We start from the raw sequence: 12153 nt of genomic DNA, 5'->3' as shown, positions 1-12153 counted from the left end.
GTCGCTCGCAGCGCCCCTTTTCTCAGACCTTCGCCGCTCAGACCTTCGCCGTCATGGCTTCGGCGCGGCGCTTCGGCGTCAACGCATGCGCGAAGCGCACGAACGGCGCCTCGCAGAATCGATAGCTCGCCCACGACAGCGCGATCGCCGGCAGAATCGGCAAGGCCATGTACACGCCGAGCGGCTGGTCCGTGATTCCGTATCGTTCGCACACCCACAGCAACAGATACAGCGGAATGCCGTGCAGCAGATAGATGGAGTAGCTGATCTCGCCGAGCCACGCGAAGAACCGCAGGCGAATCTTCAATACCGTTGCGAGCGCAACGAAAATCGCGATGCCGAGCACGTAGCCGAACGATGCGGACATGTGCACGAAATCGCGGTGTCGCCAGTTCGCCGCCGCCATCAGCAGCGAGATCGCGACGATGAGCAGGCCGAGCGCGATCGTCGCCGCGCGATACGAGACCGGCAAGCGGCCGCGCATCAGGTCGAACGTCTTCGACGGCGTCTCGTACGCTTGCCGGAAGCACGCGCCCCAGAACATGATCGCGAGGTGAAAGAGCATCCCCTTGTACTGGCCGAGCGCGCTTGCCGGAACGATCCGCAGCGCCGACGTGACGACGAAGAGCACGCACAGCCCCGCGCACACCGCGCAAAGGTCGCGCATGCGATGCAGTGCGCCGATGCTGAACAGCAGCACGCACAGTACGTAGAAATACAGCTCGGTTTCGAGCGTCCAGTAATGCCCCATCACCGGATCGCTGCCGAACGCCGTCGGAATCATCGTCACGTTCGCGAGCAGGCCGGACGCCTCCATTCGCAGCCCGAACAATAGCCAGTACACGAGATAGCCGAGCGGCAGCGACAGCCAGAACGCCGGATAGAGCCGGAAAAAGCGACGCACGACGAAGCGGCGCGTGCCCTCCGCAGGCGCGCCTCGCAGGCTCGTCGGAATCAGCATCCCGCTGATGCAGAAGAAGATGACGACGCCGATGCGCCCGAAGTTCACCGAACGCTGCACCGCGTCGAGCACGTGCTGCGAGCCTGCGAGCTTGTCGAAGAGCTCCGCGTAGTGCGTCCACATGACGAACAGCACGGCGACGGCGCGCATCGCATCGACATGCGCGAAGCGGCTCGGGCTGGTGGAATCGGACATGGCAGGATAGATCGTACGGCTGGCGCTGCGCGCAAAACGGCGACGCGCGCGAACCCGACGCACACAAGCGCGCCGAGCGGCATCGCCCCTCGTCACGCTACCGTAGCGCGCCGCGCGCGCGCTTTCCGTGCGGCACCGCACGCAACGAGCCGGTCGATGCAATCGATCAGCGGGCCCATGACGCGTCGCGTTCGAAGACGCATGCGCGCGGCACGTCGCGTCACGTGATACGGGCATGCAATACGACTGGCTGCGTAAGATGCGTCTCGCGGCGCGCTGCGCGCCGCACGTCGGCCGATCGGGACAACGCTGCCGAAACAGCGCGCGCACTACTCGCGCGCTTGCATTGCGGCGGCCTCGAACGGCGGACGAACTCTCACGCGCACGGCAATCGATGCGTGCCCGCGCTCAATCGCCCGCGACTCTCGCACTTCGCATCCAATTTCAATAGCCGCGCCCGTAACCGCCCGACGATGCGGGCAAGCTGAGCGTGCCCGAATCGGTGAAACGCACGCTGCCGAACATTCCACCGGCGAGCTTGCCGCGCAGCACGTAGGGCAGCTTGCCCGATTCCGTCACGTCAGCGAGCCCGAACGCCTGCCGCGCGGCCGCAAACGCGGACACCGTGACGGGCACGCTCAGCACCTGTTCGCCGAAACGCGGCACCGTCCCGCGCACGTCGCTCACGCCGCTCGCGAACGGCCTGCCGTTCAGCTCGAGATCGAGCGCGACGCCGTCGTAGTCGATCGGCGCATCGTTCGGATTCTGGAGCCGCAGCTTCACGTCGAAGCGCATTTCGAGCCCCTGCCCGACGAGCGGCTCGATACCGACGACGCTCGCGCGAACCGGATCACGCGCGGTCAACGCCGCGCAGCCGCCGAGCGCGAGCAGCACGACGAATGCGGCGAACAATCGACCAACGAACGAGTGGGAACGGTGCAAGGCATGCATCGACGGCAACTCCTCGGGGCAAGACACGGGAGCGGCCATTGTAACCAGCGGCGGCTCGACGACCGCCGAACCGCCCGCGCCGCCCCCGATGCGCAACGCTCATCTTTCGTAGTCCTTCGATCGACTTTCCGCGCCTTCCGGCCGCGCACTACGAATGCTCAATTAGCTTTATTTGAGAATTAATCATTCCAAAAACGGAATTAGAAGAAGGCATCGAAAAACCACTTCCCATCAAATTTTTTTTGATTCCTTTACGTTAATCCATCAAGTATATTGAGCAATCTTTCGAATCGCCTGACATTCCTTAAAGCCGCATGACGAAGCTGACGTTCCGCCTGGAGGCGGAAAAGCCCGCCTCGCCCGGCCGATCGGGGTCGTACGGGCGACGAAAGCCGCCGGCAAGCGTTTCCCGCCGCACCGGCCATTCTTCACAAACCAGAATCCGAAGGGGGCACCCAACCATGATTACTTTCACGTAAGCACGCAGCAATCTTTCCGAATATAACCGGGGTAATTCATTTCGCTGTCGATTGACGGCGAAGGCGAACTATTGCCCGTCGAATTCATGCAGGACCGAATGATTATCTTTTCAATTCGAGGTTCAGTATGTGGATAAACAATCGTAGATTGCGATATCTGTCCCTGCTCGGCGCGCTCGCGCTGGCCGCCTGCGGCGGCGACGACGGCGGCACCGGCTCGGCCGTGTCGCTCGGCGCCGCGCACAGCCCGTCGAACGGCGCCAACAGCGCGAACGGCAACGCGACGGCGCCCGCCGCCGCGGTCGACAAGAGCACGAAGCCCGTCGAAATGCCCGACACCGTCGTGCCCGTCAACTACAAGCTATGGTTCCGCCCGAACGCGGACCTGAACCAGTTCAACGGCCGCGCGGACGTCGAGATCAAGGTGCTCAAGCCCGTCAACGCGATCGTCGTCGCGGGCCACCGGATCCAGTTCGCGAACGGCAGGATCACGCTGCAGCCCGGCAACGTGCAACTGATCGCGACGCCGCAGGACAAGGGCGACTTCTATCAGCTGCGCCCCGCGAGCGGCCAGATCGCCCCGGGCAACTATTCGCTGCATATGGAGTGGCAAGGGATCATCAACTTCAAGTCGTACGACGACCCCGTCAACCACACGGGCGGCAGCTGCGGCAATGATCCGTATCCGGGCTGCTCGGCGGCGGAAGGGATCTTCCGCGTCGATCTGAAGAGCACCGACGGCACGACGAGCGGCGCGATCCTCACGCAAGGCGAAACGAACCTGTCGCGCCAATGGTTCCCGGGCTGGGACGAGCCCGCGTTCCGTCCGACCTATGAAGTGACGGCCGAGGTGCCGCAGGCCTGGCGCGTCGTGTCGAACGCGGCCGAATTGCCGGCGGTGAACGTCGGCGGCGGCTACAAGCTGGTGTCGTTCGAGAAGACGCCGCCGATGCCGTCATATCTGGTGTTCTTCGGCGGCGGCCTGTTCGACGTGCTCGAAGACGACTTCTCGAGCCCGCTGCCTGACGGCCGCGGCCTGCATCTGCGCATCTTCACGCCGCCCGGCATGCGCGAATGGGCGCGCCCCGCGATGCAACGCACGAAGCAGGCGCTCGATTACTACTATCGTTACACCGGCATCCCGCTGCCGCTCAAGAAGTTCGACACGGTCGCGGCGAACGACGCCTTCAAGGACCAGAAGGGCCTGAATTTCGGCGGCATGGAGAACTGGGGCTCGATTCTCGAGTTCGCCGACGACATCCTGCCCGAACCGGGCAAGCCGATGTCGCGCTACGGCAACCAGGTGCTCACGCACGAAGTCGCTCACCAATGGTTCGGCGATCTCGTGACGACCGACTGGTGGGACGACGTTTGGCTGAACGAATCGTTCGCGCGCTTCTTCGAAACGAAGACGACGATCCAGTTCTTCCCGGACGAGTTCAACTGGCTCGACCACATCCGCTCCAAGTATCGCGTGATCAACAAGGACATCAGCCAGGACGCGTTCCCGATTCAGCCGAATTTCAACGGCTGGGCGTCGAACGATTTCGTCGTGAGCGCGAGTTCGTTCGTCTATAACAAGGGCGGCATGGTGCTGAAGATGCTCGAGGGCTATCTCGGCGAAGAGACGCTGCGCAAGGGCCTTCAGCAATACCTGAACGACTACGCGTTCGGCAACGGCACGCCGAAGCGTCTGTGGGACACGCTCTCCGCGGCGAGCGGGCAGCAGGTCGGGCCGATCGGCGACAGCTTCGTGCGTCAGACCGGCGTGCCGCTCCTGACGCTCGATACGCAGTGCGATCTGACGAAGAACCAGAACGTCGTGACGCTCAAGCAGTCGCCGTTCCCGAACAAGAACAAGTATCCGGGCGCGCAATGGACGATTCCCGTGACGCTCGGTTACGGCAACGGCCTCGTCAATCGCAAGACGCTCGCGCTGAAGGATACGCAAACGCAGATCCGCCTCGACGGCTGCTCGGCCGTCGTCGCGAATCCGAGCGGGTTCGACTACTACGTGACGAACTACAGCGACGCCGCATGGAGCGCACTCCTCACGCAAATCAACGCGTCGACGGACCCGGTGCTGCTCCTGAACCTGAAGAGCGAGGCCGCGCTGCTCGTCGCATCGAATCTCGCGCCGCCGTCGCGCGAGACGAGCATCTCGTCGATCAACTCGCCGGCCGCGATGAAGCTGCGTCAAGTGCCGTCGATCTTCGAGACGCCGAAGGAACGTCCGCAGTTGCGTTACCAGGGCGAGTTCACGCCGCGGCAACAACGGACGCAATAAGCCGAACGCGAACGTCGCCGCCTGCATCGCCCGTCGCCGCGCAGCACGCGGCGACGGCAACCGCGAAGCGGCGGCGCACGACGCAATGTGCGCCATGCGGGCCTCCGATCGGAGGCCCGTTTTTTATCTTCGCCATTTCGTCAAAATCGACGCTCGAGCGGCATGCCGAAACAAAACCGATGCGCGCGTCGCGCGAATACGAATCGACTCGGCGCTCGCCTATTTTCGGAATACGATATTATTTTAAAATATTTAACAATTATTCTTGCGACGGGTGAATCGAATCTCCCCGCCACCCTATCGGCCACTCGCTCGAATAACCCCTCTACGCACGCGTCATGGCCCTGACACGCGGCGATGCCGAGCGACGCCGCTCCGCGCGGATCGCACGCTCGACGCTCCGATGCCGGTCTCGCAACTTCATCCGCGCGTAATCTCGAATCGTTCGATCGTTAGAACTCGTTCATCGTGTTTTTTGACGTGCTTTAAACAACGATTAAACCGCCGAGCGCACCGCGTTGATGAGTACGCTAGCGAACTTAACAGATCAAACCGAACTTTGATAATTGCCCCACGACAACGCGAGCATCGAAACATGCCGCCGTGTCGTAGCGAATCCGCTGAACCTGCGCAACCGCATTCGTTCGATCCCGCGCGACGTGCCGCACGACGGCCGCGTCGCAACCGGTCGATACGCGTTGCCTCCGGCTCGGCGCCGTTCGTCGACGATCGACCTGCAATGCTCGACGACGAACGAACGTTGCTATTCATCCAAGAGCATGTTCGGGGGCCGACTGATGACGAAGGCATGGGAAGACAGCGTGGGTCAGGCGTTAGGCGCATCGCGACCTGCGTCGACGATGCGCCGGATACGAAGATGAGTCGACCATCGGGCGTCGCGAGCGGATCGGTGCACGATGCATCGATCCGCTCGCCGCGACGAGCGATGGTCGAAGACCGGATTGATTTGCAGCGCTTCACGAACGGCGTCGCAGATCTGCCCCGCCAGATGGGCCATCTGGCAATTACTTGGAGAAAAGCAATGCAAGAACTCAACCAACAAGAGATCGATCTCGTCGGCGGCGCAACGGTGGGCGGCGGCCTGATCGGCGGCCTCACGGGCCTGATCGGCGCTTACGGCGGCGCGCTGTACGACCTCGGCGCAAACCTGACGAACGATCTCGTTGGCTTCGCGACGGGCGTGGTCCAGATCGGCGAAACGCTCGTCGGCGGCACGCTCGCCAACATCGCGAGCATCATCACCGGCCCGTCCGCGTAATAGCGGCGCACCGATGATCAATTGAGCGCCGACGGACACTTCTCTCCTTCTCTCGGCCGCTCGATGGATTTTCCAGCCACCTGCACATCATTCGGAGATTCACAATGCAAGAACTCAATCACCAAGAAATCGCCATGGTCGGCGGCGCATCGCTGCTGACCAACCTGGTCAGCGCCATCGGCAACGAAGTGCTGCTGCTCGGTCAGTCGGCCTACAACTTCGGTGGGAACCTGACGGACAGCGCAGGCGCGATCCTGACGCACACGGTCGACGGCATCGCCGGCGCGCTGACCAGCACGGTCGGCATCATCCAAGGCGTGCTGACGGGCAGCTGATCGCGTCTCGACGCGACGACTATCGAAGCGACGACGACGAACGATTCACAGTCGTCGACCACTTGATTAGTCATGCTTAGTGCGTGCCCGGTCCCGTCACCGGGCACGCAGTCCGAACGCCCTCACATCGCGCCCGGCGCGATACGTCACGCGCAACGCACACGCGATCCGCAGCCAACGGCAATCGCACCCGCCCCTCTCATCGCCCATCCGCTCGAATCATCGCGCACGTTGGGGGAAAGACTTCAAAGATGGTCAAAACGTAGGCCAACGCGCTTTCCTGTTCGGCCCCGCTCCGATAACTTCTGATGCGACGCCACCGAATTTCGAATCGCCCGCATCCGAGGCCAGGGCCGCGCGCTTCAGCGAGCGACCGCTGCGGACGATTCGCCGATATCACGCCGAGCACCGCATCGCTTTGCGGCTTCGTTCGCCGCGAGATCGTGACGACATCCATGACGAGCTAGACATGCACGACCCGACTCGAGCACGACTCGAAGCCACCACGCGCGGCAACCGCCCACTCGACGCGAAACGCACGCCCATTTGCCGCGGCGCTCGAGCGGCATGACGCCGCCGCGACGCAACTTCGCGCCGACCTACACGCTACTTTCGGCAGTCCTTTCATGACGCCCAATACTCCACTCTTTCGTACCGCCGCACAGGAAGCGCAGCGCACGCAGACACTCGGCGAGATCGTGCTGATTCGCCCCGTGACGTTCGCCGTGCTCGCGACCGCCGCCGCGAGCATGGCGCTCGGCGTGATCCTTCTCTTCACGTTCGGCACCTATACGCGCCGCACGACGGTTGACGGCGTGCTCACGCCGGATACGGGCCTCGTCAAAGTCTATGCGCAGCAGACAGGCGTCGTGTTGAAGAAGAACGTCGTCGAGGGGCAGCACGTCACGCGCGGACAGGTGCTCTACACGGTGTCCACCGATCTGCAAAGCGCGGCCGCCGGGCAGACTCAGGCGGCGCTCATCGAACAGGCGCAGCAACGCAAGACATCGCTGCAGCAGGAGCTCGACAAGACCAGGAGGCTGCAGCAGGACGAGCGCGACACGCTGCAATCGAAGATCGCGAGCCTGCGCGCGGAACTCTCGGGCATCGACGATCAGATTGCCGCGCAACGCACGCGCGCGTCGATCGCGGCGGATGCGGCGTCGCGCTACGCCGGCCTGCTGGCGCAGGACTATATCTCGAAGGATCAGGCGCAGCAGCGCCAGGCGGATCTGCTCGATCAGCGTTCGAAGCTGAACAGCCTGATGCGCGATCGCGCGAGCACCGCGCAGACGCTGAAGGAAGCGCTCAACGATATGTCGGGGCTGTCGCTCAAGCAGCAGAACCAGTTGTCGCAAATCGATCGCAGCGTGATCGACGTCGATCGCACGCTGATCGAAAGCGAAGCGAAGCGCGAGTTCGTCGTCACCGCACCGGAAACGGGCACCGCGACCGCGATGATCGCCGAGCCGGGCCAGACGGCCGACACGTCGCACCCGCTCGCGAGCATCGTGCCGACGAACGCGCACTGGCAGGCGTATCTGTTCGTGCCGAGCGCCGCGGTCGGCTTCATTCATGTCGGCGATCGCGTGCTCGTTCGCTATCAAGCGTACCCGTATCAGAAGTTCGGCCAGTACGAAGCGAGCGTCGTGTCGATCGCGCGCACGGCGCTGTCGGCGGCCGAGCTCGCGACGAGCGGCGGCCCCACCGCGCAAACGGCGAGCGGCACGTACTACCGGATCACGGTCGCGCTGAAGTCGCAAAGCGTGACGGCCTACGGTAAAGCGCAGCCGCTGCAAGCCGGCATGGCGCTGCAAGCCGACGTCCTGCAAGAGCGCCGCCGTCTGTACGAGTGGGTGCTCGAGCCTCTTTACAGCCTGACCGGCAAACTCTGACGCGATCCCAGCCTATGTCACTCCTCGATCGTCTCTCGTTCGGCGTCGGCAGCAAACTGCCGATGCTCCTGCAGACCGAAGCCGCCGAATGCGGCCTCGCGTGCCTCGCGATGGTTGCCGGCTTTCACGGCCATCACGTCGACCTCGCGACGATGCGCAGCCGCTTCCCCGTGTCGCTCAAAGGCGCGGGCCTCGGCCGCGTGATCGACATCGCGCAGCGCCTCGATCTCGGCACGCGCGCGCTGAAGCTCGAACTCGATCAGCTCGGCCAACTGCGCGTGCCCTGCGTGCTGCACTGGAATTTCAACCACTTCGTGGTGCTGAAGGAAGTCAGCGGCAAGCACGTGATCATCCACGATCCGGCGCAGGGCGTGCGCAAGCTGTCGCTCGACGAAGTCTCGCGTTCGTTCACGGGCGTCGCGCTCGAGCTGTGGCCGACGGGCAGCTTCAAGCCGCGCGAGGCGTCGCCCGCCGTGAAGCTGCGCCAACTGCTCGGCCCCGTGTCCGGGCTGTCGCGCTCGCTCGGTCAGATCATCGTGCTCGCGATCGCGCTCGAAGTGTTCACGCTCGTGTCGCCGTTTTTCCTGCAATGGGTGATCGACGAGGTGATCGTCAGCGCCGATCGCGACCTGCTGACCGTGCTCGCGCTCGGCTTCGGCCTGTTGCTGCTGATGCAGCGGGCGACGAGCGCGATCCGCGCGTGGGCGCTGATGTATCTCGGCACGACGCTCAACGTGCAATGGCGCGCCAACGTGTTCACGCACCTGCTGAGCCTGCCCGTTCAGTATTTCGAGCGCCGCCATCTCGGCGACGTCGTCTCGCGCTTCGGCTCGATCGACACGATCCAGCAGACGATGACGACGTCGTTCCTGTCCGCGGTGATCGACGGGCTGATGACGATCGTCACGCTCGCGATGATGTTCGTCTACAGCCGCACACTCGCATTCGTCGCGCTCGGCGCGATGGCGCTGTATGCGCTCTTGCGCTGGCTCTGGTATCGGCCGCTGCGCCGCGCGACGGAGGACCAGATCATTCACACCGCGAAGCAGCAGAGCCACTTTCTCGAAACGGTGCGCGGCGTGAAGACGATCAAGCTGTTCAACCGCCAGACCGAGCGCCGTTCGAGCTGGCTCACGCTGCTCGTCGAGCAGATCAACGCGGGCCTTCACGTGCAGAAACTGCAACTGCTGTATCAGCAGTTGAACGGCCTGCTGTTCGGCATCGAAGGGCTCGTCATCATCTGGCTCGGCGCGCGCCTCGTGATGGACGGCGAATTCACGGTCGGCGTGCTGATGGCGTTCAACGCATACAAAGGGCAGTTCGACAGCCGCGTCGGCAGCCTGATCGACAAGTTCTTCGAAGTGAAGATGCTGCAGCTTCAGGGCGAGCGGCTCTCCGATATCGTATTCGCGAAAAGCGAATCCGATGCGGGCGAGCGGCACGTGCCGGGCGAAGCGGAGAATCTCAGCGCCAGCATCGAAGCCGACAGCCTCATGTTCCGCTACGCCGAAGGCGAGCCGACCGTGCTCGACGGCGTGTCGCTGAAGATCGAGCCGGGGGAATCGGTCGCGCTGATCGGCGCGTCGGGCTGCGGCAAGACGACGCTCGTCAACGTGCTGCTCGGCATCCTCGAGCCGACGGGCGGCAAGATCAAGATCGGCGGCGTCGACGTCGAGCGCCTCGGCCTCGACCGGCTGCGCTCGCTCGTCGGCACCGTGCTGCAGGACGACGTGCTGTTCGCCGGCTCGATCGCCGACAACATCAGCTTCTTCGATCCGGATGCCGATCCGAAGTGGGTCGCCGAATGCGCGCAGCTCGCCGCCGTGCATGCGGACATCGTCGCGATGCCGATGGGCTACAACACGCTCGTCGGCGACATGGGCACGGTGCTGTCGGGCGGGCAGAAGCAGCGCGTGCTGCTCGCGCGCGCGCTCTACAAGCGCCCGAAGATTCTCGTGCTCGACGAGGCGACGAGCCATCTCGATCTGCAGCGCGAACGGCAGGTGAACGCCGCGGTCAGCGCGCTGAAGATGACGCGCGTGATCGTCGCGCACCGTCCGGAGACGATCGCGTCCGCGTCGCGCGTGATCATGCTCGACGCGGGCAAGGTCGCGCTCGACAAGCCGACGGCCGCGCTCGCCGCGGCGCCGAAGCCGGCGGCCGCTCCGGGCACGGCACCCGCTGCGGCGACGGCATCGGCTCCGGCCGCGGCGCCCGCGCCGGCAGCAACGCAACCCGTCACGGGACGATGATCGCGATGAAATCCGCACGCACCCTCGTCACGGCCGGCGTATTCGCGCTCTTCGCGTCGCACGCGGCGCACGCGCAGTGGCTCGATATCTATGGAACCCGAAAGAACGTGTCGGCGTCGCCCGCCGCGCCGATGCTGAAGAACGCCACGTGCCAGCCCGAGCTGGCGAACCGTCCGATCGAACTCGAAGACGCGATGCTCCAGGCGATCTGCGCGAATCCGCAGGCGCGCCAGGCATGGGCGAACGCGCGCGCGCAGGCCGCGCAGGTCGGCGTTAAGGAAGCCGCGTATTTGCCGGCACTGAACGCAACGGCCGGCGTTCAGCGCAACTGGCAATCGACGACTTATGAAGCGAATTTCGGCTCCATCACCGCGAGCGATACGCAAAGGCAAACCCAAACGAGCCGCTACGGCGCGCTGAACCTGAGCTGGGTGCTGTTCGATTTCGGCAAGCGCAGCGCGGCGCTGCGGCAAGCACGCGAGCTGCTCGCCGCCGCCAATGCAACGCAGGACGACACGCTGCAGACGATCCTCTTCAACGCCGCGCAAGCGTATTACACCCTGCGCGACGCGCAGGCGTCGGTCGATGCGGCGCGCACGATCGAACGCGCGGCGCAGGACAGTCTCACCGAATCCAAAGCGAAGCACGACGCCGGCGCGGGCACGCTGAGCGACCAGTTGCAGGCGCAGACGAGCTACCGCCGCGCGGTGCTCGATCGCGTGAGCGCCGAAGGCGACGTGCAGAACGCAGCAGGCACGCTCGCCGTTGCAATGGGGCTCGACGCGAACACGCCGCTGCAAATCGCGCCCGCCGAGGCGGCCGTCAATCGCAACGAATTCGCGGAAGGCGTCGCGCAGTTGATCGACGAAGCGAAGCGGCAGCACCCGAAGCTGGTCGCCGCGCGCGCGAAGCTCGACGCGGCGCGCGCGAACGTCGACGCGGCGCGCGCGCAGGGCCGCCCGACCATCTCGTTGACCGGCAGCCTCAGTCGCAACAGTCCTTCATATCAGCAGCAGTTCGGTATCCAGACCACCGGAAGTCACGGCAGCATGATCGGCGTGCAGGTGACGATCCCGCTCTTCGAGGGTTTCGCGTCCGGCTACCGCGTCGAGACAGCCCAGGCACAGGCCGACGCGCAGGAAGCCGACGTGCAGAACACTGAGCTGAACGTATCGCTCGACGTGTGGAAGAGCTATCAGAGCCTGCAGACCGACACCGCGAATCTCGATAACTCGAAGGACCTGCTCGGCGACGCGCAGCACTCGCTCGACATCGCGCGAGGCCGCTACAAGGCGGGCGTCGGCACGTTCACGGAGCTGCTCAATGCGCAGACAGCGCTCGCCGACGCGCAGAAGCAGCGCGTGCAGGCGCTATCGAAATGGCGCACCGCGCGGCTCAAGCTCGCGGCGAGCCTCGGCAGCATCGGCTTGTGGTCCGCGCATTGAACGAACGTGGCCGCGATGCCGCCGCATGCATGATCGGGATGGCGAAACGATTGCCGAACGAATCGCAGAGCGCG

Annotated in this window: 8 protein-coding genes; 6 read left to right on the top strand and 2 right to left on the bottom strand. The window is 64.4% G+C overall.

All coding sequences use genetic code 11. The features are described from left to right. Positions 1-37: 37 nt before the first annotated feature. The gene (locus WS91_RS29420; RefSeq protein ID WP_038746426.1) at positions 38-1156 is read right to left on the bottom strand and encodes an acyltransferase family protein; all 1119 of its coding nucleotides are present in this window, start codon (positions 1154-1156) and stop codon (positions 38-40) included. A gap of 444 nt (positions 1157-1600) precedes the next feature. After that, positions 1601-2107 (bottom strand): LEA type 2 family protein, encoded by a 507-nt coding sequence (locus WS91_RS29415; protein ID WP_059671564.1) that lies wholly within the window; start codon positions 2105-2107, stop codon positions 1601-1603. Positions 2108-2713: 606 nt separating this feature from the next. On the opposite strand from WS91_RS29415, the gene WS91_RS29410 reads away from it, so the two are divergent. From WS91_RS29410 to WS91_RS29380, 6 genes are all read left to right on the top strand, one after another. Further along, positions 2714-4873, top strand: coding sequence for a M1 family metallopeptidase (locus tag WS91_RS29410; protein WP_059581600.1), 2160 nt, complete (start codon positions 2714-2716; stop codon positions 4871-4873). A gap of 1042 nt (positions 4874-5915) precedes the next feature. Next, positions 5916-6152, top strand: coding sequence for a hypothetical protein (locus WS91_RS29400; RefSeq protein WP_038746422.1), 237 nt, complete (start codon positions 5916-5918; stop codon positions 6150-6152). Positions 6153-6256: 104 nt separating this feature from the next. Beyond that, entirely contained in the window at positions 6257-6487 is a 231-nt protein-coding gene (locus tag WS91_RS29395) for a hypothetical protein (protein WP_059581603.1), read from the top strand. Positions 6488-7113: 626 nt separating this feature from the next. After that, positions 7114-8382, top strand: a complete 1269-nt coding sequence (locus WS91_RS29390) for an HlyD family secretion protein (RefSeq protein WP_059671524.1) — start codon at positions 7114-7116, stop codon at positions 8380-8382. A gap of 14 nt (positions 8383-8396) precedes the next feature. Continuing rightward, the gene (locus WS91_RS29385) at positions 8397-10634 is read left to right on the top strand and encodes a peptidase domain-containing ABC transporter (RefSeq protein ID WP_059671523.1); all 2238 of its coding nucleotides are present in this window, start codon (positions 8397-8399) and stop codon (positions 10632-10634) included. Continuing rightward, positions 10631-12079, top strand: coding sequence for a TolC family protein (locus tag WS91_RS29380; protein WP_059671522.1), 1449 nt, complete (start codon positions 10631-10633; stop codon positions 12077-12079). Before WS91_RS29385 ends, WS91_RS29380 begins: the two co-directional genes overlap by 4 nt. The last annotated feature ends 74 nt before the right edge of the window (positions 12080-12153 follow it).

Origin of the sequence: Burkholderia sp. MSMB1498 (assembly GCF_001526245.1) — a bacterium.
Classification (GTDB): domain Bacteria; phylum Pseudomonadota; class Gammaproteobacteria; order Burkholderiales; family Burkholderiaceae; genus Burkholderia; species Burkholderia savannae.
The sequence above is the reverse complement of the archived record's forward strand: the minus strand, read 5'-3'. Positions and strand labels throughout refer to the sequence as shown.

What these genes read in the sequence shown, in the direction of transcription:
- WS91_RS29420 (WP_038746426.1), bottom strand. Translation starts at nt 1,156, where the DNA reads ATGTCCGATTCCACCAGCCCGAGCCGCTTCGCGCATGTCGATGCGATG.
- WS91_RS29415 (WP_059671564.1), bottom strand. Translation starts at nt 2,107, where the DNA reads ATGCATGCCTTGCACCGTTCCCACTCGTTCGTTGGTCGATTGTTCGCC.
- WS91_RS29410 (WP_059581600.1), top strand. Translation starts at nt 2,714, where the DNA reads ATGTGGATAAACAATCGTAGATTGCGATATCTGTCCCTGCTCGGCGCG.
- WS91_RS29400 (WP_038746422.1), top strand. Translation starts at nt 5,916, where the DNA reads ATGCAAGAACTCAACCAACAAGAGATCGATCTCGTCGGCGGCGCAACG.
- WS91_RS29395 (WP_059581603.1), top strand. Translation starts at nt 6,257, where the DNA reads ATGCAAGAACTCAATCACCAAGAAATCGCCATGGTCGGCGGCGCATCG.
- WS91_RS29390 (WP_059671524.1), top strand. Translation starts at nt 7,114, where the DNA reads ATGACGCCCAATACTCCACTCTTTCGTACCGCCGCACAGGAAGCGCAG.
- WS91_RS29385 (WP_059671523.1), top strand. Translation starts at nt 8,397, where the DNA reads ATGTCACTCCTCGATCGTCTCTCGTTCGGCGTCGGCAGCAAACTGCCG.
- WS91_RS29380 (WP_059671522.1), top strand. Translation starts at nt 10,631, where the DNA reads ATGATCGCGATGAAATCCGCACGCACCCTCGTCACGGCCGGCGTATTC.